Below are 21826 nucleotides of genomic sequence, written 5' to 3'. Positions count from 1 at the left end.
AAGAGGATACCACCATGCGAAAGGTGATCGCGAGCGCATTCGTTTCTCTCGATGGGATCATGCAGGCGCCCGGTGGGCCGGAGGAGGATCCGACCGGAGGCTTTGCCCATGGCGGCTGGGTCGCCGGTTCCTGGCACGACGAGCTCGGAGAGGTGATCGACCGGGTCTTCTCGCGGCCGTATGATCTGCTGCTCGGACGCAAGACCTACGAAATCTTCGCAGCGCACTGGCCGCACATCGGCGACGATGATCCGATCGCGCGGCAGTTCAACGCCTGCCGCAAATTCGTGGCGACGTCGTCGCGCGTGCCGCTGTCGTGGGCCAATTCGACGGCGCTGCACGATGCGGCGGCCGAGGTGCGGAAGCTGAAGGAGACGGAAGGGCCAGACCTCCTCGTCCAGGGAAGCAGCGTGCTGGTGCAGACGCTGCTGGCGCACGAGCTTCTGGACGAAGTGACGCTGCTGGTGTTTCCCCTCACCCTTGGCAGTGGCAAGAAGTTCTTCGGCACCGGCGCACGGCCTGGAGCGCTCGCCGTCGTCAACTCCAGCGTCACACCCTCAGGCGTGCTCGCGGCAACCTATCGACCGGCCGGCCCCGTGAAGACGGCCTCCTTCGCGCTGGAGACCCCGACGTAGGCTGAAACGGCGCGTCGCGAGAAGATGGCGTCCCAAGGCTGATATGCATCCTTCATTCGCTTCGCGCGTTGTCGCGCGCGAAGTCTGAGGGGATGACATGGCAGCGAAACAGAAGAAGCCGGCACGCGCCCGTCGCGTGCGTGACCTCCAGTCCGTGATCGACGACATCGTCGCGCAGATGAAGGTGGTGGATTCCTTCGGCAGGGCCGCGAGCCATGTCGAAGGCATCGGTGAATTCGAGACCGGGGAATTCGGCATCGCCGTCGTGACCGCGGACGGCACGCTGGCCACCGGCGGGAAGTCGGATCATCCCTTCCCGCTGCAGAGCATTTCCAAGGTCTTCGCCTACACGCTCGCGCTCCGGGCCGACACCGAGACGATCCTGAAGCGGGTCGGCCGCGAGCCGTCGGGCGATCCATTCAACTCGATCGTCGACCTCGAGCGCCACAAGGGCATCCCGCGCAACCCCTACATCAATTCTGGCGCGCTGGTTGTGATCGATGCCCTCCTAACCCGGCCAAGGGGTCACGGCGGGCATAAAACCGTTCGCGCCATGCTGGAGGACGAGGTCGGCGAAAAGCTCGGGCGCATGGCCGAGATAGTCGAGGCGGATGGCGAGACGGCGGGTTTTCACAACAGGGCGCATGCCAGCCTGGCCAAGGGTTACAAGAATCTGGAGAGCAAGGTCGAGGACGTCATGCGCGCCTATGTCGAGAACTGCGCGATCTGCCTCGATTGCCGCCAGCTGGCGCTCGCCGGCCGCTATCTGATGCGCGACCGGCGGTCGGGAGCATCGGACGACGAGGCGCGGCTTGCGCGGCGCGTCAACGCGCTGATGATGACCTGTGGCATGTACGACGGCTCTGGCGAGTTCGCCTTCCGCGCCGGCCTGCCTGCCAAGAGCGGCGTCGGCGGCGGTATCCTCGCCATTGCGCCGGGCAAGGCCTCGATCGCCACCTGGTCGCCCGGGCTCGACGACAACGGCAATTCGGTACTCGGCATGCTGGCGCTGGAGCGTCTGGCCGAGCAGATGGAATGGTCGGTGTTCGGCTAGGCGCCCCGGCCTAACCGTCCACTCCACCAGACGGTCGCGAACGCAAGCAACAGTGCCGCGGTTGCAGCCCAGCCCATGGCGCGATGGAGTCCGGCGTCGAACATCACGCCGCCGAGCGCCGAGCCAATGGCCTGGCCGATGTAGAGCGAGGATGAGTTGAGCGCGATCGCCGCCGCCGCAAGTGCGGGCGCCGCGCCGGCAAGGCGTGCCTGCTGCATCGAGTTCGAGGCCATGAAGCCCGCGCCCCAGACCAGTGAAGCAGCGAAGACGAATTCGATCGATCCCACGGCCGCACTCCATAAGGCGGCTCCGATCGTCATCACAGCGAAGAAGAACAGCGACGTGCGGACCCCGCCCAACGTACCGACGATCCGGGACGCTGCGATATTGCCGATGAGGCCGGCGATGCCGAACATCGCGAAGGCGATAGCGATCTGGGGCGGCGTCGCGCCGGCGAGATCTCCGAGCAGCGGGCCGAAAAAGGGAAAAACCACGAACTGGCCGCAGGAGGAAAGGATCGTGGCCGAGAGAAGGACGAGGATCAGCTTGTTTGAGAACAGTGCGCCCCAGCTCTTAAGCGACATCGCCGCGCCGCGCAGTCCGGACGGCACCGACAGCGCCACGCCGGCGGCCGCCACGAGACCGATGGCCGCAAGCCCCCAATGCACGCCGCGCCAGCCATGTTCCGAGGCGAACCAGGCCGCTATGGGGAGGCCGGCGGCCGCCGCGAGCGACCAGCCCGCGAAGATGAAGGAAATCGCGCCCGCCCTCTCCTTCTCAGGCACGATCATCGCGATCGCACCGGCAGCCTGCGGCGTGTAGACCGCTGCGAGCGCCATCCCGACGATACGCACGGCCATGAGGCCGCCCAGGCTCGGCGCAAGCGCCGATGCCACGTGGCTGAGGGCCAGGCCGGCAAGCGAGAGAGAAAGCAGGAGCCGTCGGTCCATCGCCGCGCCGCCCCAGGCGGCGAGCGGCGAGCCGATGCAGAGCACCACCGCCCCGAACGTCAGAAGCAGGGCAGCACTTGTGACAGACACGCCGAGGTCGGCCGACAGCGGGCCGACCATGCCGGCCGGCGCCACGACGGACATGCCGATCAGGAAATTGCCGACGAGGAGCGCGTAGGCCGCCGCACGGGAGGTCATTGGGAGTATCCAATTCGATCAGGGCTTGCGAGACAGGCCTATGCCTGGTTGCCGCGCTTTGCAAAAAGGTTCTGAAGGTCACCGAAGGGCATGGCGTCTCGGGCATATTCGAACGTGCCCCGCTCCAGCATTTCGAGCGCCGCGCGTCAGCCGCGCCGAACGCCGCGGTGGAGAGCTTCGAACCGATCGAGATGCGCTTCGCTCCGGCTTCGCGCAGCGCATCGACCGAAAAGCCCGTGACCGCCAGCACGTTGACCGGCCGGGATACCGAGGAGCAGACCGCCTTCACCGTCTCGATATCCGCTAGGCCCGGCGCGTATAGCACGTCGGCGCCGGCCTTTTCGAAGGCCTGGAGACGACGGATCGTATCGTCCAGATCCCTGATGCCCCACAGAAAATTCTCGGCCCGCGCCGTGAAGACGAAATCCCGCTTCAGCGCGCGAGCTGCCTCGACCGCCGCCTGAACGCGCTCGACGGCGAGCGAAAAATCGTAGATCGGACTGTTCGGATCGCCGGTGGCATCCTCGATCGAGCAACCGGCAAGACCCGCGGCTTCCGCCGCGAAGATCGTTTCGGCCGCACTTTCCGCGCTGTCGCCCTTGCCCTTCTCGAGGTCCGCCGAAACAGGGACGTCGACAGCTGCTGCCAGTTCCTTGCAATGCGCGATCATTTCCGGGAAGCCGACCGCACCGTCGGCCAGTCCGCGCGAGAAGGCGTAGCCGGCGCTGGTGGTCGCCAGCGCCCGGTAACCCAACGATTCGAGCAGCCGCGCTGTGCCGATGTCCCACGGGTTGGGAATTACGAACGTCGCTTCGTGCAGCGCCCGGAACCTCGCTCCCCTGTCAGTCGCGTCCATCGCGGCGTCCTCTTGTCCGTCTCCTGCGCAATCTATGATCTCGGCCGGCCGCCGGCAAACACGGTCGATTGATCCAGACGCAAGCTCCTGACAGATTCAGGCCGGAATCGCCGAGACGGGTACGCCCCTGCCGGTTGGAAATTCAACGCGTCGCTTGTCGCATCCCGCCCGAATTCCTGTATGCTTGATTCAGACGTAGTTTTGCTCGAACTTCACAAGCGCGGACGCTCAAACGAAAGCCGTCGCCTGATGCCGATAAAAGACAGCGCGGGGCGGGCCGCGTGAAACGCGCGTTTCTATTCGGGCTCACCGCCCAGCTGATCATCGTCGGCGCGGTTTTTCTTTTCTTTGATGATCTGATGCTTCCAATGACGCGCTCTCCGATCATTGGGATTGTCGCATTGGGCTTTGCTGTCGCAAGCGCATTATTCGCGTGGAGAGCGGCGCCTCATCCATCCTGGCTGGTCAAGATCGGGATGTGGATCGCCGGCTTTCTTGCCATCTACGTGGCAATCCCCCTGGTCGAAATCGTCGTCGTGCTGATCATCCCGCTTGTTTCGAACTGAGTGCCAGTCCTGACGGCCTCGCTCGACAGCTTGGCACCGTTTTGTTAGAAGCCGGCCCCGAACGGAATTCCATCCATGACCGAGACGATCAAGGACGCCGTCGCGCGTCGCCGCACCTTCGCGATCATCGCGCACCCGGACGCCGGCAAGACGACGCTGACCGAGAAGCTGCTCCTGTTCGGCGGCGCGATCCAGCTCGCCGGCGAGGTGAAGGCCAAGAAGGACCGGATGAACACCCGGTCCGACTGGATGAAGATTGAGCGCGAGCGCGGCATCTCGGTTGTCACTTCGGTGATGACCTTCGAGTATGGCGACAACGTCTTCAACCTGCTCGACACGCCCGGCCACGAGGACTTCGCCGACGACACCTACCGCACGCTCTCGGCGGTGGACTCAGCGGTGATGGTCATCGACGCTGCAAAGGGCATCGAGCCGCGGACGCTGAAGCTGTTCGAGGTTTGCCGCCTGCGCGACATCCCGATCGTCACCTTCGTCAACAAGATGGACCGCGAGGCGCGCAACACCTTCGAGATCCTCGACGAGATCGAAGCGAAGCTCGCGCTCGACACCGCGCCGATGACATGGCCGATCGGCCAGGGCCGCACCTTTTCCGGCACCTATCACCTGCCCACTAACTCCGTGCGCAAGGGCGACGACGAAGTCGAGCGCACGCCGGTCAACGGCCCGGATTCCAACCGCGTCGCCGGCCTGCTGCCGCAGAACGAGCAGGAGACCTTCATCGAGGAGCTGGAGCTTGCCCGCGAAGCCTGCCGTCCCTTCGACCAGAAAGCCTTCCTCGAAGGCCACATGACGCCGGTTTACTTCGGTTCTGCGCTACGCAACTTCGGTGTCCGCGACCTGATCGAGGCGCTAGGGGCCTACGCACCGCCGCCACGCGACCAGGAAGCCGACACGCGCGTGGTCCATGCCACCGAGCCGGAGATGAGCGCCTTCGTCTTCAAGATCCAGGCGAACATGGACCCCAACCACCGCGACCGCATCGCCTTCGTCCGTGTCTGCTCGGGCGAGCTGAAACGCGGCATGAAGGCCAAGCTGGTGCGCACCGGCAAGCAGATGTCGCTGACCGCGCCGCAGTTCTTCTTCGCCCGTTCGCGCATCACAGCCGACGAGGCCTATGCCGGCGACGTGGTTGGCATCCCCAACCACGGCACGCTCAGGATCGGCGACACGCTGACCGAGGGCGAAGACATCCTGTTCCGCGGCGTGCCGAACTTCGCGCCCGAAATCCTGCGCCGCGTGCGGCTGGGTGACCCGATGAAGGCGAAGAAGCTCAAGGAAGCGCTGCAGCAGATGGCCGAGGAGGGCGTCGTGCAGCTCTTCCAGCCCGAGGACGGCTCACCGGCGATCGTCGGCGTGGTGGGCGCGCTGCAGCTCGACGTGCTCAGGGAGCGGCTGGCGGCCGAATACGGCCTGCCCGTCGATTTCGAGATCGCGCGCTTCACCGTCTGCCGCTGGATCGACGCCGACAGCCCGGCCGAGCTCGACCGCTTCATCGAGACGCATCGCGGCGACATAGCCCGCGACCTCGACGGCGACCCGGTCTTCCTCGCCCAGCACGGCTTCGGCCTCAACTACGAAGCCGACCGCTGGAAGCAGATCACCTTCACGGCGATCAAGGACTATCAGGTGCGCGAAGAGGCGTGAGCGTCGCGACACCCGCTTTGCACGAACGGCGGTCAATCGCGATTGGACCATCGCTTGGCCCTCTGCGATAGTGCCCTCCGCTCTCGGAGGAGTCTATCATGCTGTTTCTCTACCACGCCCCGATTTCAACCTGCAGCCAGAAGGTGCGTCTCGTGCTGGCCGAGAAAGAGCTGGAATGGGACGGCAAGGCGATCAATTTCGGCAAGGGAGAACACCTGACACCGGACTATCTGAAGCTCAATCCGAATGGCGTGGTGCCCACGCTCGTCCACGACGGCGACCCGATCATCGAGAGCAGCGTGATCACGGAGTATCTCGACGAGGCATTTCCAGAGAAGAGCGTCCGGCCGAAGGATCTGAAGACGCTGGCCCACATGCGAGCGTGGCGCCAGTATATCGACGAGGTTCCCACGCCGTCGATCCGTCCCATCTCCTTCAACACCTTCTTCGTGCCGATCTGGTCGAAGATGACGGAGGAGGAATTCTGGGACTATACCGAGCGCCTGCCCCTGCGGAAGCATTTCTACCGGAAGATGGGGCGTGGCGGGTTCTCGAAGGCCGAAATTGACGAATCGCTCGACCGCCTGACGCAGACTTTGAATCGAATGGAGGCGGCGCTTGAGGATGGCGACTACATCATCGGCGACCACTACACTCTCGCAGACGTAGCGTTGACACCAACCGTGGTACGGCTCGAGGATTGCGGACGGGCAGATCTGTGGGATCACCTTCCCCGCGTCGCACGGTGGTACGAACGTATCAAAGCCCGACCGAACTTCGACATCGCCTACATGCCAGGCTCTCGCGATCTTGGTGCCCATATCTAGGCAACCGGAGCCGGAACGTGGGCATGACGCCGAAGATCAGCAGCAAGGAAGCGGCGGCGCGTGCGGCATCCCGGGTCGGTGACGAATTTCCCGAGCTCGCCGATCTCGCCTTCCTGCTCGACTCGCGCTGGCGCATCCCCGTCGTCGGCTTCCGCTTCGGTGTCGATGCCGTCGCAAGCCTAGTGCCCGTCGTCGGCGATTTCGCCACCGGCGCCATTTCGCTCTATATCATCCACAAGGCGCACCGACTGGGCGTCCCGCGACGGCTGCTTCTGCAGATGACCGGTAATGTGCTCCTCGATGTCGGCGTCGGCTCCATCCCGCTCGCCGGCACGGTCTTCGACATCTTCTTCAAGGCAAATAACGTGAACGTCCGGCTGCTGCGTGAGCATCTCGCCGCGCAGGGCAAGACGCTGCCTCCGCCTCTGCCCGAGCAGAAATCCGCCGCCGACCTCGGTTAACCGAGCCGGCCGTGGCTTCAGGGATATTTTTCTGTCGCATGCAGATGCGATAGAATTGTCTTCCATCGGTTTCTCGGTCAGCCCCGCGATGCGGTCTCGCTGACCCGCCCGAAGCGCCCTATTTTTTTAAGGGATACATCAGGAAAGGGAGCACCATGAGCCTGCGCATCAATGACACCGCGCCCGACTTCACGGCGGAGACCACCCAGGATACGATCCGTTTCCACGACTGGATCGGCGACGGCTGGGCTGTCCTGTTCTCGCATCCGAAGAACTTCACGCCGGTCTGCACCACCGAGCTCGGCACCATGGCCGGCTACGCGCCGGAATTCGCCAAGCGCAACGTCAAGATCATCGGCATCTCGGTCGACCCCGTCGAGAGCCACTCGAAGTGGAAGACCGACATCAAGACGGCGACCGGCTTCGATGTCGACTACCCGCTGATCGGCGACAAGAACCTCGAAGTGGCCAAGCTCTACGGCATGCTGCCGGCCGGTGCCGGCGACAGCTCGGAAGGCCGCACGCCGGCGGACAACGCCACGGTGCGTTCCGTCTTCGTCATCGGCCCGGACAAGAAGATCAAGCTGATCCTCACCTACCCGATGACGACCGGACGCAACTTTGCCGAGATCCTGCGCGCGATCGATTCCATCCAGCTCACCGCCAGGCATCAGGTCGCGACGCCGGCCGACTGGAAACAGGGCGAGGATGTCATCATCACGGCGGCGGTCTCGAATGAGGACGCCGTGAAGCGCTTCGGCTCGTTCGACACGATCCTGCCCTACCTGCGCAAGACGAAGCAGCCGACGGCCTGACGCGGTCGAAACCGACACCAGGGAATGGCCGGCATCGTCCGGCCTTTCTTTTTGGCAAAACTTAAACCAATCGGTTGACTATCGTATTCGCATACTGTAATTAAACCACATGGTTGAACAACAGCTCGACTCCGTGTTCCACGCGCTTTCGGATCCGACCCGCCGCAGGATGCTGGCGAGGCTCAGCGAGGGTGCTCGCTCGATCGGTGATCTCGCGACGCCGCTCGACATGAGCTTCGCCGGCGCGTCGAAGCATGTGCGCGTCCTGGAGAAGGCCGGGCTGGTGCGCCGGCATGTCGTCGGCCGGACCCATTGGTGCCATCTCGAAGGGTTGCGCCTGAAGGAGGCGCGCGACTGGATCGATCGCTACGAACGGTTCTGGACGGGGCGCCTCGACATCCTCGAAGGCCTGCTGCGCGCGGACGCCGACAAGCAGACGGAGGAGCCGACATGACCAGAGACCAGGATGCCTACGGCCAACTGATCGAGCCGACCACGCTGAAGCTGCAACGCCTGCTGCCCGGCACGGTCGAGCGGGTTTGGGCCTACCTGACCGACAGCGACCTGAGGAAGAAGTGGCTGGCGGCCGGCGAGATGGTGCTGGAGGTGGGCGCGCCCTTCGAGTTCACCTGGCGCAACGACGAATTGACCACCCCGCCAGGCCATCGGCCCGACGCCTTCGCCGCCGTCCAGCGCATGCAGAGCCGCATCATCGCGGTCGATCCGCCGCGGCGGCTCGTCATCGGCTGGGGCGGCGAAGGGGAGGTCACCTTCGACCTGGCGCCTGCGGGCGAGCGGGTGCTGCTCACCATCACCCATCGCCGCTTGCCCGACCGCGACACGAAGCTCAACGTCAGCGCCGGCTGGCATGCCCATGTGGACATTCTGGACGCTGTGCTGGCCGGGGCGGCCGCGCCGCCCTTCTGGGACAACTGGTCGGCGCTAAAGCGCGACTACGACCGGCTCCTGCCATCCACCTGAACCCTCGCCCTCTCACCGAACCGGGAAAGAACGACCATGTCCGACACCAACTTTACCGTCTCCGTCCTCGTCTCGGCGACGCCCGAACAGGCCTTCGCCGCGATCGTCGATCCGCGCGCCTGGTGGGGCGAGAACATTCAGGGCGACGCCGGCCGCGTCGGCGCCGAATGGTCCTATCGCTACAAGGACATGCATCATTCCCGGCAGAAGACCACTGAGCTCGTCCTTGGCCGCAAGGTCGTCTGGGAGGTCGTCGATTCGACGCTCAGCTTCCTGGAGGACAAACACGAATGGACCGGCACCACGATCCGCTTCGACATTGCGCCGAAGGGCGAGCAGACCGAGATCGTCTTCACCCATAGGCGATCCCGACAGCGTCGAGAAAGCCGCGTGACGATGGAGAAGACGGAGCCCGTCGCCAGGACAGGCATGGTGATCCGCAGGCCGATCGAGACGGTCTGGCAGGCCTTGACCGATCCGGAGATCACCGCCCGGTTCTGGTTCAGCAGCGGCGAAGGCAAGCTCGGCCACAAGGGCGCCAGGGCACGGTGGACGTGGCGCTGGTATGGCTTCGACGTCGACGCCGTGGCCCTCGAAGCCGATCCGCCGCGTCTGCTGGTCTTCGACTGGGGCACACCCGCCGAAGCTCCCACCCGGGTCGAATACCGTCTGGCGCCCGTCGATGGCGGGACCTTCGTGGAGATCGACACCTGGGGCTTCGACGGGGACGACGCCGCGCGGACGAAGGCGGCCGTGGACAATGCGGGAGGCTTCTCCTTCCTGCTCGCGGGCCTGAAGGCCTTCCTCGAACACGGGATCGAACTCGGCCTCGTGCCCGACCGGTTCCCGAAGGAGGGCGGCTGACGTGATCGCTCAGCGCTCGAACAGGATCGTCGGCGCGCCATGATAGGTCGATTGGGCGAATTCGCGGAACCCGTGCTTTTCCGCGACCCGCACCGATGCGACGTTCTCCGGGTTGATCAGGCAGGTCTTGCGCATGCCCGGCCGGTTTCCGTCCCCCCAGGCGAGGATCGCCGTGACCGTCTCGCTGGCGATGCCCTTGCCGTGAACCTCCGGCACGAAGCCCCAGCCGGTCTCCATCGTGCCCGCGAGACTGGGCGTGACGTCGCGCTTCAGGTCGTGGAAGCCCGCCTCTCCGACCAGTCGCCCGGTCTCCTTCTCGGTCACCGCCCAGAAACCGAAGCCCATCACCTGCCACATGCCAAGATGGCGCAGGAGCCGCACCCAGGATTGTTCGCGGGTCTGCGGCGTGCCGCCGATGTAGCGTGTCACGACCGGATCGCCCCACATCGCGGCATAGGCCTCGAAGTCGGATGGTGCGAGCGAGCGCAGGACGAGCCGCGCCGTCTCGATGACGGGGATATCCATCGTCATGTCATACCGTGATCGTGCGCAGCCGCTCGGCGACCATCAGCGCCAGCCTCTCGGCGACCTCCGCCTTCGTCATTTCCGGCCATTCGTCGATACCGTCCTTCGAGACGATCTTCACCCGGTTGCGGTCGCCGCCCATGACGCCGCGTGCGTTCACGCCGCTGTCGTGCGACACGTCGTTCGCGACGATAAAATCGGCGCCCTTCTTCTTTAGCTTGGCCGCGGCATGGTCGATCAGGTTATCGGTCTCGGCGGCGAAGCCGACGACGAGCCATGGCCGCATCGGCCCGTGCCCGACGGTCGCGAGGATGTCCGGGTTCTCGGTCATCTCCACGGCCGGCGGCGCTTCGCCCGCGCGCTTCTTGATCTTCTCCGCCACTTCCAGTGACGGGCGCCAGTCCGCGACGGCAGCGACGAAGATGCCGGCATCGGCCGGCAAGGCAGCCTGCACCGCCGCCAGCATCTGGCGCGCGGTCTCCACATGAACCGTCGTCACGCCGTGCGGATCGGCGATAGAGACCGGCCCGCTGACCAGTGTCACCTCTGCCCCCAGCTTCGCCAGCGCTGCGGCGATCGCGTGGCCCTGCTTCCCCGACGACCGGTTGGCGATATAGCGGATCGGATCGAGCGGCTCGTGGGTCGGGCCGGAGGTGACGACGATATGGCGGCCCGCGAGCGGGCCGGGCGGCGGCGCCAGGAGCGCGGCGATGGCGTCGGCGATCTCGACCGGCTCCGACATGCGCCCCTCGCCCGCCTCGCCGCTCTCGGCCATCTCGCCCTTGCCTGGGCCGACGAAGCGCACGCCGTCCTTCCCCAGTGTCGCGCGGTTGCGCTTCGTCGCCGGATGCGACCACATCTTCGGGTTCATCGCCGGCGCCATCAGCACCGGCCGGTCGGTCGCGAGCAGCACCGCGGAGGCCAGGTCGTTGGCAAAGCCACCCGCGAGCTTCGCCATTAGGTCCGCCGTCGCCGGTGCCACCACGATCGCATCGCAGTCCCGCGCCAGGCGGATATGGCCGACGTCCTGCTCGTCCTGCCGGTCGAACAGATCGGTGAAGACATGGTCCGCCGACAGCGCGCCCGCGGCCAGCGGCGTCACGAACTGCTGCGCGGACTCAGTCATCACGCAGCGCACCTTCGCCCCGCGCTCGCGCAGGCGGCGGATGAGATCGAGCGACTTGTAGGCCGCGATACCTCCGCCGATGATGAGCAGGATGCGCTTGTCGGAAAGGGTCTGGGTCATTTTCGAGCCTCAACCCGGCTTGAGGGCCGGTTCGATGTCGGTATGGATGAAATCGTCGCCCTTGAACAGCAGCGGCAGGTTCCGCGACTTGGCGAGTGCGTAGGAGAAGCAGTCGCCAAGGTTGAGTCCGGCGGGATGTCCCGTTCCCCGTCCGTAGCGGATATAGGCGACCCGCGCCACGGAGAGCTGTCGCGCATCGAAGGCAACGATCTCCGGATCGATCAATTCCAGAATCCGCTCCAACCGGGCCACGCCATCGACGAATTTACGGCGCACGACGACGGAGAACACCTCGTGGACGGTTGCAGCGCTGATGAAGCTGGCGAGATTGAGGTCCAGGAAATGGTTGAAGCTGTCGGCTTCTGGTTCGACCACAAGAATCGCGATTAGCGCCGAACTGTCGATCACGAAGCCGCTCAAAGCAGACTTTCATCCCAAAGGGCATCGGTAAATTTCTTCTGGTCGAACGGCTCGTCAGGTTTCACACCAAGTCGAGTCAGTTCATCAAAGATGGACCCCTTCCTCCGCCGCGGCATGACACCTTGGCGAAGCATTCGACGCACCATGTTCTCCATAGCGAGGCCCTGGGAGGCGGCCTGCTCGCGCAGGCGCTGCTTCACGCCTTCATCCAGATCTCGGATCGTCAATGTGCCCATCGCCTTTGCTCTCCCTCAAGAGGTGTGTTTGTCTTTGTCAGGTGGAAACCACGGCACGATGCCACGCGCGTCGAAACCTTCAGTGGTGGCCAAACCGAGAGACGCGGCGAGGACATCGCGCGCCTCCTGTTCCATCGAGACGCCGCGTGCCGCGCCACGCTCGCGCAGGCGCTGCATGACGTCATCTTCGAGGTTGCGAACAGTGAGCCGCGCCATGGAAGTCTCCTTGGCGTCATATACGGCTTACGCGGCATGACTGCAATGCTAGCAATGCAGTCAATGCAGTCACGTCACCTGCCACGCAATCCACACCAGCGCCAGCGCGCCGACCCAGAGTGCCACGCGGCCCCAGCGCGTGCCGCGCGCCTCGGCCTTGCCGATCTTCTTCGCCGTCTCGTCGTCGAAGCGCAGGCCGTGCTCGGCCATCAGATCGATCTCGCGCGTCAGCCGCTCGGCACGGTCGGCGAGTTCCGGCGCCTGCCGAGCCAGCGCGACCAGCGCGTTGACGCCGTCGCGCGCGTCGATCAGCAGGCCCTTCGGCCCCAGATTGTCCCTGATCCAGCCGCCGACCACCGGTTCGGCCGTCTTCCACATGTTGAACGCCGGATCGAGGGTGCGTGCTACGCCTTCCACGACGACCATGGTTTTCTGCAGCATGACGAGTTCCGGCCTCGCCTCCATGTCGAAGAGTTCGGTGACCTCGAACAGCAGCGTCAAAAGCTTCGCCATCGAGATCGTCTCGGCCGGCTGGCCGTGGATCGGCTCGCCGATGGCGCGGATCGCCTGCGCGAAGGACGCCGGGTCGTGCTTGCGCGGCACATAGCCCGCCTCGAAATGCACGTCGGCCACGCGCCGGTAGTCGCGCACGATGAAGCCGTAGAGGATTTCGGCGAGGAAACGCCGCTCCTTCTTGCCGAGCCTGCCGGTGATGCCGAAATCGACTGCGACGATCGTCCCGTCCGCCTCGACAAATAGGTTGCCCGGATGCATGTCGGCATGGAAGAAGCCGTCGCGCAGCGTGTGCCGCAGGAACGACTGGATCAGCGTCGCCGCCAGTGCGTTGAGGTCGTGTCCGGCGAGCCTGAGCCCTTCCGTGTCCGACATCTTGACGCCGTCGATCCATTCCAGCGTCAGCACATCGCGCCCGGTGCGCTCCCAGTCGACGGCCGGCACGCGGAAGCCGGGGTCCGCGGCGGTATTCTCGCCGATCTCCGACAGCGCCGCGGCCTCCAGCCGCAGATCCATCTCGATCTTGGTCGTCTGTTCCAGGATCTCGGTCACCTGCACCGGGCGCAGGCGGCGCGTCATCGGAACAAAGCGCTCCATCTGCCGGGCGGCGACGAAGTAGCTTTCGAGGTCCTGGAAGAAGCGTCGCCGCACCCCGGGGCGGATCACCTTGACCGCGACCTTGCGCAGCACGCCGTCCTTCGCCACCTCGGCCGGATGCACCTGCGCGATCGAGGCCGCCGCCACCGGCTCGCCCAGATGCACGTAGAGATCATCCACGGTTCGGCCAAGCGACCCCTCGATCGCCGCCACCGCCTGCTCGCGCGGGAAGGTCGGCATGCTGTCCTGCAGCTTCGCCAGGTCGTTGGCGATCTCGGTGCCCACCACGTCCGGCCGCGTGGCGAGGAACTGGCCGAGCTTCACATAGGAAGGCCCCAGCCGCGCCACCGCCTTGGAAAAGCGCTCGCTGCGGTCCAGCCGCGACGAGCGGCGGCGTGAGAACAGCCTGCCGATCCGCCAGCCGAGCTTGGGCAGGCCCCAGAGCTGGTCGCCCGGCAATGCCGCGATCACGCCCTCGCGAACCATGATCCAGCCCGCACGGGCCAGACGGAAATAAGCGCCCGATGTGCCCATGCCCGGTCAGATCTTCCAGGCTGAATGCAGTGCCGCGATGCCGCCGGAATAGTTGCGCCAGGTCGCCCGCGACAGGCCGGCTGCCGTCATCATGGCGGCGAAATCACGCTGGTTCGGAAACTTGCGGATCGATTCCACCAGGTAGCGGTAGGGTTCACCGTCGCCCGCCACCATCTGGCCGATGCGGGGAATCGCATTGAACGACCATGCGTCGTAGACGCGGTCGAGCAGCGGCATCTCGACCTCGGAGAACTCGAGGCACAGGAAGCGCCCGCCCGGCTTCAGCACGCGCGCCGCCTCCGACAGCGCCACGTCGATACGCGGCACGTTGCGGATGCCGAAGGCGATCGTATAGGCGTCGAACGTGTCGTCCGCGAAGGGCAGTTCCTCGGCGTTCGCCTCGACGAAATCCACGTTCTCCGCCAACCGGCGCTTCTCGGCGCGCTCGCGGCCGACGCCGAGCATCGAGCCGTTGATGTCGAGCACGGTGACATGCGCGTTGCGGTCCGACGCCTCGACGATGCGGAAGGCGATATCGCCAGTGCCGCCGGCGACATCAAGCGAGCGCCAGTTGCCGCGCTTCGGCGGGTTGAGCCAGGTCACCATCGCGTCCTTCCAGACACGGTGCATACCGGCCGACATCAGGTCGTTCATCAGGTCATATCGGTCGGCGACCTTGTGGAAGACGTCGTTGACCAGACCCTGCTTCTCGCCGGGCGCGACACTGCGGAAACCGTAGGAGGTCTCCATGCCGCCGCGAACCGTGGTGCGTTCTTCTGACATGATTGTGTCCTGTCGAAATCGGGCCGGACCATAGCCGATGCGATCCGGCAGCGCTATGTTCCGGGGCGCGATGAACCGCCGCGCGCCGAATCATAATGAACGCGGGCATATCGTGTAGATCGGAGCGTGCCCATGGTGTTGAAAGCCGAGATCCACTGCCATGTCGAAGGCGCGGCTTCTCCTGAACTGGTCATCAAGCAGGCGCGCAAATACGGGGCGGACGTCTCGGGCTTCATCAGCGACGGCTCCTTCGTCTGGCACGATTTCACCTCCTTCCTGGCTGCCTACGACGCCGCGTCGAACCTCTTCCGCGACGAGGAGGACTATGCCCGGCTGACCGAGACCTATCTCACCAGTCTCGCGCGCGAAGGCGCCATCTACTCCGAGGTCTTCACCTCGCCCGACCACGCGGTGAAGTCGGGCCTGTCGCCGACGGCCTATACGAACGCGCTCGGCGAGGGCATCCGGCGCGCGAATGCGAAGACCGGTATCGAGGGCCGGATGATCGTCACCGGCGTGCGCCATTTCGGCGTCGAATCGGTCGAGGCGGCCGCCCGTTTCGCGGTCAAATGCGGCCACCCGCTCGTCACCGGCTTCGGCATGGCAGGCGAGGAGCGGTTCGGCGACGTCGAGGACTATGTGCGCGCCTTCGAGATCGCCCGCGAGGCCGGCCTCGGCATCACGGTCCATGCCGGCGAGCTTGCCGGTTGGGAAAGCGTGCGCGACGCGCTCGACCACATCCGCCCGTCCCGCATCGGCCACGGCGTGCGGGCCATCGAGAACCCCGACCTTGTCAAGCGGATCGCCGACGAAGGCGTCGTTCTCGAAGTCTGCCCGGTCTCCAATATCGAGCTGAAGGTGTTCCCCTCCTATGCGGACCACCCGTTCCCCAAGCTCAGGACAGCCGGATGCAAGGTGACGCTGTCTTCCGATGACCCGCCCTATTTCTGGACCAGCCTCGGCAAGGAATACGCGGTCGCCAAAGAGCATTTCGGCCTCACCGACCGCGACCTGACCGCCGTCACCCGCACGGCGATCGAGGCCGCATTCGTGGACAGGAAGACCCGGACGGCACTGCTGGCAAAGCTCGGCGAGCCGGCCCGCGCGGGACGGTGAAGCCGCCGACAAAACTGTGGCTGAACCTTCGCCGGCTGTTTCGCGTGCCGGGACGGTTCGTTAAAGTCCCGGGGACCCGTGCCTGTCAGGAGCTGCCCGAATGAGCGTAACCGTCGTCAACCACCCGCTCGTTCAGCACAAGCTCACCATCATGCGCAAAAAGGAGACCTCCACGGCGGGCTTCCGCCGGCTGCTGCGCGAGATCTCGCTGCTGCTCGGCTACGAGGTGACGCGCGATCTGGAGCTCACCACGACGCGCATCGAGACGCCGTTGCAGCCGATGGACGCGCCGACGCTGGAAGGCAAGAAACTGGTCTTCGCCTCGGTGCTGCGCGCCGGCAACGGGCTGCTGGAAGGCCTGCTCGACCTCGTGCCAGCCGCTCGTGTCGCCCATGTCGGCCTTTATCGCGACCACGAGACGCTGGAGGCCGTCGAATATTTCTTCAAGGCTCCGAGCGACCTGGGCGACCGGCTGGTGATCGTGGTCGACCCTATGCTGGCAACAGCGAATTCCGCGATCGCTGCGATCGACAAGCTGAAGAGCCGCGGCGCAACCAACCTGCGCTACCTCTGCCTGCTCGCCGCCCCCGAAGGCATCGAACGCTTCACCAAGGCGCATCCCGACGTGCCGGTGTTCACGGCGGCGATCGACGAGAAGCTCAACGAGAAGGGCTACATCGTCCCCGGCCTCGGCGACGCCGGCGACAGGATGTACGGGACGAAGTAGGTCCGGGAAGCCGGACGCGCCGACGTCTGCGCACGCCTACGCCGGCAAAAAAGTTCACGCCGTCATCAAACCCACGCCGTCATTCTCGGGCTTGTCCCGAGAATCTACCGACGGTCGGGACTGTCGTCGTGTCTCTCCCATCAACGACAGTAGATTCTCGGGACAAGCCCGAGAATGACGGCGTGGGGCTTGCCTGCAACGTGGCCGGTCAACCAAGGCAACCACCTTTCTCCCCCTCGTTAAACCTGTGGTGACCGCGCCGGGTTAGCATCCCCCGAAACGGGAACTCACCTGATGCGGACCATCCTGCTGCTTGGCGCGCTTGTCGGCGTTTCCGCCTCCATCACCTATTTCCTCGACATCGACCGCGACGAACCGCAGACCGCACCGGCCCAAATCGTCGCGCCTACTCCGGCGCAGCCCGTCGTCGCGACCGCGCCTTCCGGCCGCAAGGTTGCGATCCCCGCCGACAAGGCCGGTCATTTCCGCACCGAACTGCGTTTCAACGGCCGCAAGGTGGAAGGCCTGATCGACACCGGCGCGACGCTGATCGCCATGAACGCGACCACCGCCCGCAAGGTCGGCGTGGCGGTGCCGCGCACGGCCTTCAAGCACGAGATCGACACCGCCAACGGCAAGACGAAGGCGGCCCTGGTGCGGCTCGACACGGTCGAGATCGGCCGCATCCGGGTCTCCGACATCGACGCCGTCGTGCTGGAGGACGAGGCACTATCCGGCATCCTCGTCGGAATGAGCCTTCTGCGCCAACTCGCCCGCTTCGAGGTCAAGGACGGGACTTTGCTGCTTGAGCAGTAGGGAAAAAACGCGGCGGCGCGGAGCCGACGCCCGCCCCTCATCGCCCTGCCGGGCACTTCTCCCCGTAAACGGGGAGAAGGACGCCGTCCGCGATCTTGACGCTTAACTCACCGTCGGCGATTGGCGAAATCGCTGAGGCAATCGTCCCTCTCCCCGTTCACGGGGAGAGGATGCCGGCAGGCAGGTGAGGGGCGGCTCGAACGGTCGTTTTTAGATCGTGCGATGGGTTCTGACCACCCTCACCCCGACACCTGCCTCAACACCACCGGCGACGGCTGCGGTCGTGCCTTGCCGATCTCATAGGCCGCCAGCACCGCCTTCGCCGCCGCCTTCGCATCCGTCTCCGAGCGCGCACGAACGAGGCAGAGCGGATCGCCTGCCCGTATTTCGGCGCCGACGGGCGCGAGCCGTGTCAGCCCGACCGCCGGATCGACCGCATCCTGCGGTCGCGTCCGCCCGCCGCCGAGCGCCACCACCGCGAGGCCGATGTCGCGGGTCGCGATCGCCCGGACATAGCCGGACGAGCGCACCTCGACCGCCAGCTCGACCGGCGCCTTCGGCAGATAAGCGGCGGATTTCGCGAGAAAATCGGACGGTCCGCCCAGCGCATGCACCATGCGCCCGAAACGCTCCGCCGCAGCCCCTGACTCCAGGGCCTGGCGGGCATTGGCCAGCCCCTCCTTCTGGCTGCGCGCCAGACCCGTCGAGACCAGCATCTCGGCCGCAAGCGCGAGCGTGACCTCTTCCAGCCTGCGGTCGCGGAGCCGGCCGGTGAGGAAATCCACCGCGTTCGTCACCTCGACCGCATTGCCCGCGGCCGAGGCCAGCGGCTGGTTCATGTCGGTCACCAGCGCCGTCGTCGGCAGGCCGGCGCCGTTCGCCACCTCGACCAGGCTTTTCGCGAGCGCCGACGCATCGCGCGGCTTGGCCATGAACGCGCCGTTGCCGGACTTGACGTCGAGCACCAGCGCGCCAAGGCCCGCGGCAAGCTTCTTCGACAGGATGGAGGCGGTGATGAGCGGAATCGACTCGACCGTCCCCGTCACGTCGCGGATCGCATAGAAGCGCTTGTCGGCGGGCGCGAGGTCGCCGGTCTGGCCGATGATGGCGCAACCCACCTCGCGCACCACCTTGCGGAAGCGGACATTGTCCGGCTGGCTGACATAGCCGGGGATCGAATCCATCTTGTCCAGCGTCCCGCCGGTATGGCCGAGCCCGCGCCCCGAGATCATCGGCACATAGGCGCCGCAGGCCGCGACGATCGGCGCCAGCATCAGCGAGACGTTGTCGCCGACGCCGCCGGTCGAATGCTTGTCCACCACCGGCCCCGGCAGGCTCCACGCCAGCACCTCGCCGGAATCGCGCATGGCGAGCGTCAGTGCGACGGCTTCGTCGCGGCTCATCCCGTTGAGAAACACCGCCATCCCAAACGCCGCGACCTGGCCTTCGGTGACGGAGCCGGAGGCCATGCCTTGGACGAATTCCGCGATGGCCGCCTTCGGCAGCGGCCTGCCGTCGCGCTTGAGGCGGATGAATTCCTGGGGAAGCATCAGTGGGTCTCCCCAGCAGAGGAAACGCCGCACTCTGTCGCGCCCCCCTCTGGCCTGCCGGCCATCTCCCCCTCAAGGGGGGAGATTGTCTGTCGCGTGGGATTTCGCCAATCGCCGACGCTGAAGGAGGGGCGCATACGCCGGAGCTGCCAATCTCCCCCCTTGAGGGGGAGATGCCCGGCAGGCCAGAGGGGGTCGCGAAGGATCGCCGACATCGCCCGCCCGCGCATCGTCACACCCCGAACGGCGTCCAGATCGCCTTGTGCCTCACCGCGTGGAAGAGGAACTCCTCCCCCTGCCCCTGCGCTGGATCGAACCAGTCGCGCGCCAGCCCCTGGTTGGCCCACACGGCCTTCAGGTTGCCCGCCGATTCCTTCTCCACCAGCGCCGAGCCCTCCTTGGACCCGAAATACCAGTGCGCCGCGATATCGTCGTGCTTGGCGAGCACGCCGGCCAGCTGGTCGCGGTCTCCGGTCACGATGTTGACCACCCCGCCCGGCACGTCCGACGTGTCGAACACCTGGTAGAGGTCGAGCGCGGCCAGCGGCTGGCGCGGCGAGGGGGTGACCACCACGCGGTTGCCCATCGCGATCGCAGGAGCGACCAGCGAGACGAAGGAGAGCAGCGGCGCCTCGTCCGGGCAGGAAATCGCCATCACGTCCCACGGCTCGTTGAGCATCACCGACAGCATGCGCGCCTGGGGGCTGCGCGCCGCGCCATCATACTTGTCCGCCCAGGCGGCGTAATACATCACCCGCGCGACCGTCGCCTCGACCTCGCGCGAAGCCTTCGCGGCCGACGCGCCCGTCGCCTGCACCAGCCGACGTGCAAATTCGGCCGCGCGCAGCTCCAGGTTCTCGGCGAGGAAATAGAGCACCTGCGCCCGGGCATGGCCGGTCATGCCCGACCACCCGTCCGCCTTGTGCGCGGCTTCCACCGCGTTGCGGATGTCCTTGCGGTTGCCGAGCGGCGCCTCGGTGACGAATTTTCCGGCATGGTCGTGCACCGGATAGGAATAGCCCGAATCCGGCCGCGCCTGCTTGCCGCCGATGTAGAGCTTCACCGTCCGGTCGAGCGACGCGCCATCGCTGCGCCCCTCGTCGGCATCGAGCGGCGCCGCCGCCGGCAGCGGCTTGGCGATCGCAGCCGGCTTCGCCTGCTTCAGCCAGCCCGGCACGAGATATTCGTGCATGCCTTCCTTGCCGCCCTCGCGACCAAAGCCGCTTTCCTTGTAGCCCCCGAAGGGGATCGCCGCGTCGAACAGGTTGGTCGAGTTGATCCACACCACGCCGGCCTTCAGCCGCCGCGCGGCGTCGAAGGCGGTGTCGAGGTTCTGCGACCAGATCGAGGCGGCGAGGCCGTAGCGCGAATTGTTGGCGAGCTGGATCGCCTCGCCCGGCGTGCGGAAGGTCATCGACACCAGCACCGGGCCGAAGATCTCCTCCTGCGCCAGCTTGGAGGCAGGCATCACGTCGGTGAACAGCGTCGGCGGATAGAAGCAGCCCTTGGTCGACAGCTTCGTTGCCCAGCTCGGCTGGAACATCGCCGCACCCTCGGCGATGCCGTCCTTCACACGCGCCGCGATCTGCTCCATCTGCACCGGCGCCACCACCGCGCCGACATCGGTCGACTTGTCGAGCGGATCGCCGACGCGCAGCTTTTCCATCCGCGCCCGCAGCTTGGCGTAGAAGCGTTCGGCCACGCCCTCCTGCACGATTGCGCGCGAGCCGGCACAGCAGACCTCGCCCTGGTTGAACCAGATCGCATCGACCACGCCTTCCACCGCCGCGTCGAGATCGGCGTCGGCATAGACGATGAAGGGGGACTTGCCGCCGAGCTCCAGCGACAGCTTCTTGCCCGAGCCGGCCGTCTGCTTGCGCAGGATACGGCCGACCTCGGTCGAGCCGGTAAAGGCGAGCTTGGCGATGCCGTCATGCCCGGCGATCAGCGCCCCCGTCTCGCCGCCGCCATTGACGATGTTGACGACGCCGGCCGGCAGGCCCGCCTCCTTGCAGATCTCGGCAAACGCAAGCGCCGTCAGCGGCGTGTGCTCGGCCGGCTTCAGCACCACCGTGCAGCCGGCGGCCAGCGCCGGCGCGATCTTCCAGGCGAGCATCAGCAGCGGAAAGTTCCACGGAATGATCTGGCCGCACACCCCCGCCGGCACATGACCCGGAAACGCTTCGTCGCGCAGCTCCGCCCAGCCGGCATGATGATAGAAGTGACGCGCGACCAGCGGGATGTCGATGTCGCGCGTCTCGCGGATCGGCTTGCCGTTGTCCATCGTCTCCAGCACGGCGAGGAAGCGCGCATGCTTCTGCACCTGCCGGGCGATGGCATAGAGGTGCCGGGCGCGCTGGTTACCGGAGAGCTTCGACCATGCGGTGAAAGCGCTCGTCGCCGCCTTCACAGCCGCATCGACCTCCTTCTTGCCGGCAATCGCGACCTCGGCAAGCGTCTCGCCGGTGGCGGGATTCGGCACGACGAAGGTGTCGCCGGTCGCGGCCGTGAACTTGCCGCCGATGAAATGGCCGAACCTAGCCTTGTGCCGCTTCAGCCAGTCGCGAACGACCCCATCCTCCTCCGGCGCCGGCCCGTAGTCCATCGTCTTCAGGATGTCCTGGATCTGGTTCATGGATGAACCTCCGAAACGGAATGGAAGAGGCGCGCGAAGG

At 65.9% G+C, this 21826-nt stretch carries 23 protein-coding genes and 1 pseudogene; 13 read left to right on the top strand and 11 right to left on the bottom strand.

Going from position 1 to position 21826, the window contains the following annotated elements:
- The first annotated feature begins 14 nt into the window (after positions 1-14).
- Positions 15-635: a dihydrofolate reductase family protein gene (locus LRS09_RS13895; RefSeq protein WP_257807374.1), complete on the top strand. Its 621-nt coding sequence runs from the start codon at positions 15-17 to the stop codon at positions 633-635.
- 97 nt (positions 636-732) lie between these two features.
- Positions 733-1689 carry a glutaminase A gene (gene glsA, locus LRS09_RS13890; protein WP_257807373.1) on the top strand — a complete coding sequence of 319 codons (957 nt, stop codon included), beginning with the start codon at positions 733-735 and terminating at the stop codon, positions 1687-1689.
- Here glsA and LRS09_RS13885 read toward each other — a convergent pair.
- Positions 1686-2837 carry an MFS transporter gene (locus LRS09_RS13885; protein ID WP_257807372.1) on the bottom strand — a complete coding sequence of 384 codons (1152 nt, stop codon included), beginning with the start codon at positions 2835-2837 and terminating at the stop codon, positions 1686-1688. The two genes, glsA and LRS09_RS13885, sit on opposite strands and share 4 nt — an antisense overlap.
- Before the next feature lie 38 nt (positions 2838-2875).
- A pseudogene (locus LRS09_RS13880) lies at positions 2876-3693 on the bottom strand (oxaloacetate decarboxylase).
- 281 nt (positions 3694-3974) lie between these two features.
- Between LRS09_RS13880 and LRS09_RS13875 the strand changes: the two are divergent.
- From LRS09_RS13875 to LRS09_RS13840, 8 genes are all read left to right on the top strand, one after another.
- Entirely contained in the window at positions 3975-4259 is a 285-nt protein-coding gene (locus LRS09_RS13875; protein ID WP_257807371.1) for a hypothetical protein, read from the top strand.
- A 75-nt stretch (positions 4260-4334) separates the two neighbouring features.
- Positions 4335-5924 carry a peptide chain release factor 3 gene (locus LRS09_RS13870; RefSeq protein ID WP_257807370.1) on the top strand — a complete coding sequence of 530 codons (1590 nt, stop codon included), beginning with the start codon at positions 4335-4337 and terminating at the stop codon, positions 5922-5924.
- Between the two features lie 98 nt (positions 5925-6022).
- Positions 6023-6751 (top strand): glutathione S-transferase family protein, encoded by a 729-nt coding sequence (locus tag LRS09_RS13865; RefSeq protein ID WP_257807369.1) that lies wholly within the window; start codon positions 6023-6025, stop codon positions 6749-6751.
- Positions 6752-6774: 23 nt separating this feature from the next.
- Entirely contained in the window at positions 6775-7212 is a 438-nt protein-coding gene (locus LRS09_RS13860; RefSeq protein ID WP_257807368.1) for a DUF4112 domain-containing protein, read from the top strand.
- Between the two features lie 155 nt (positions 7213-7367).
- Positions 7368-8027: a peroxiredoxin gene (locus LRS09_RS13855; RefSeq protein ID WP_257807366.1), complete on the top strand. Its 660-nt coding sequence runs from the start codon at positions 7368-7370 to the stop codon at positions 8025-8027.
- A 109-nt stretch (positions 8028-8136) separates the two neighbouring features.
- Positions 8137-8481, top strand: coding sequence for a helix-turn-helix transcriptional regulator (locus tag LRS09_RS13850; protein WP_257807365.1), 345 nt, complete (start codon positions 8137-8139; stop codon positions 8479-8481).
- Positions 8478-9008, top strand: coding sequence for an SRPBCC family protein (locus LRS09_RS13845; protein WP_257807363.1), 531 nt, complete (start codon positions 8478-8480; stop codon positions 9006-9008). The genes LRS09_RS13850 and LRS09_RS13845 overlap by 4 nt, the downstream gene beginning before the upstream one ends.
- Positions 9009-9044: 36 nt before the next feature.
- Positions 9045-9872 carry an SRPBCC family protein gene (locus LRS09_RS13840; protein WP_257807361.1) on the top strand — a complete coding sequence of 276 codons (828 nt, stop codon included), beginning with the start codon at positions 9045-9047 and terminating at the stop codon, positions 9870-9872.
- Between the two features lie 9 nt (positions 9873-9881).
- Here LRS09_RS13840 and LRS09_RS13835 read toward each other — a convergent pair whose 3' ends face one another.
- The 7 genes from LRS09_RS13835 to ubiE form a co-directional block, all read right to left on the bottom strand.
- Entirely contained in the window at positions 9882-10397 is a 516-nt protein-coding gene (locus LRS09_RS13835; protein WP_257807359.1) for a GNAT family N-acetyltransferase, read from the bottom strand.
- Between the two features lie 7 nt (positions 10398-10404).
- Entirely contained in the window at positions 10405-11643 is a 1239-nt protein-coding gene (gene coaBC / locus LRS09_RS13830; RefSeq protein ID WP_257807358.1) for a bifunctional phosphopantothenoylcysteine decarboxylase/phosphopantothenate--cysteine ligase CoaBC, read from the bottom strand.
- Positions 11644-11652: 9 nt separating this feature from the next.
- On the bottom strand, positions 11653-12063 hold the full coding sequence (locus LRS09_RS13825; protein WP_257807357.1) for a type II toxin-antitoxin system VapC family toxin: 411 nt from the start codon (positions 12061-12063) through the stop codon (positions 11653-11655).
- The gene (locus LRS09_RS13820) at positions 12060-12299 is read right to left on the bottom strand and encodes a hypothetical protein (RefSeq protein WP_257807355.1); all 240 of its coding nucleotides are present in this window, start codon (positions 12297-12299) and stop codon (positions 12060-12062) included. Before LRS09_RS13820 ends, LRS09_RS13825 begins: the two co-directional genes overlap by 4 nt.
- Positions 12300-12314: 15 nt before the next feature.
- On the bottom strand, positions 12315-12515 hold the full coding sequence (locus tag LRS09_RS13815) for a hypothetical protein (RefSeq protein WP_257810330.1): 201 nt from the start codon (positions 12513-12515) through the stop codon (positions 12315-12317).
- A 69-nt stretch (positions 12516-12584) separates the two neighbouring features.
- Positions 12585-14159, bottom strand: a complete 1575-nt coding sequence (gene ubiB, locus LRS09_RS13810; protein ID WP_257807353.1) for a 2-polyprenylphenol 6-hydroxylase — start codon at positions 14157-14159, stop codon at positions 12585-12587.
- 6 nt (positions 14160-14165) lie between these two features.
- Entirely contained in the window at positions 14166-14942 is a 777-nt protein-coding gene (gene ubiE, locus LRS09_RS13805) for a bifunctional demethylmenaquinone methyltransferase/2-methoxy-6-polyprenyl-1,4-benzoquinol methylase UbiE (protein ID WP_257807351.1), read from the bottom strand.
- 132 nt (positions 14943-15074) lie between these two features.
- On the opposite strand from ubiE, the gene LRS09_RS13800 reads away from it, so the two are divergent.
- The 3 genes from LRS09_RS13800 to LRS09_RS13790 all read left to right on the top strand — a co-directional run bounded on the left by LRS09_RS13800 (position 15075) and on the right by LRS09_RS13790 (position 17601).
- The gene (locus LRS09_RS13800) at positions 15075-16058 is read left to right on the top strand and encodes an adenosine deaminase (RefSeq protein WP_257807350.1); all 984 of its coding nucleotides are present in this window, start codon (positions 15075-15077) and stop codon (positions 16056-16058) included.
- A 100-nt stretch (positions 16059-16158) separates the two neighbouring features.
- The gene (upp, locus tag LRS09_RS13795) at positions 16159-16785 is read left to right on the top strand and encodes a uracil phosphoribosyltransferase (protein WP_257807348.1); all 627 of its coding nucleotides are present in this window, start codon (positions 16159-16161) and stop codon (positions 16783-16785) included.
- A 294-nt stretch (positions 16786-17079) separates the two neighbouring features.
- Entirely contained in the window at positions 17080-17601 is a 522-nt protein-coding gene (locus LRS09_RS13790; RefSeq protein WP_257807346.1) for a TIGR02281 family clan AA aspartic protease, read from the top strand.
- Between the two features lie 239 nt (positions 17602-17840).
- On the opposite strand, the gene deoA is transcribed toward LRS09_RS13790, so the two are convergent.
- Both deoA and LRS09_RS13780 read right to left on the bottom strand, forming a co-directional pair.
- Positions 17841-19151, bottom strand: coding sequence for a thymidine phosphorylase (gene deoA, locus LRS09_RS13785; protein ID WP_257807344.1), 1311 nt, complete (start codon positions 19149-19151; stop codon positions 17841-17843).
- Positions 19152-19383: 232 nt separating this feature from the next.
- On the bottom strand, positions 19384-21786 hold the full coding sequence (locus LRS09_RS13780) for an aldehyde dehydrogenase family protein (protein WP_257807342.1): 2403 nt from the start codon (positions 21784-21786) through the stop codon (positions 19384-19386).
- Positions 21787-21826 lie beyond the last annotated feature (40 nt).

The sequence above is a fragment of the Mesorhizobium sp. J428 genome (assembly GCF_024699925.1).
Classification (GTDB): Bacteria; Pseudomonadota; Alphaproteobacteria; order Rhizobiales; family Rhizobiaceae; genus Mesorhizobium_A.
The sequence above is the reverse complement of the archived record's forward strand: the minus strand, read 5'-3'. Positions and strand labels throughout refer to the sequence as shown.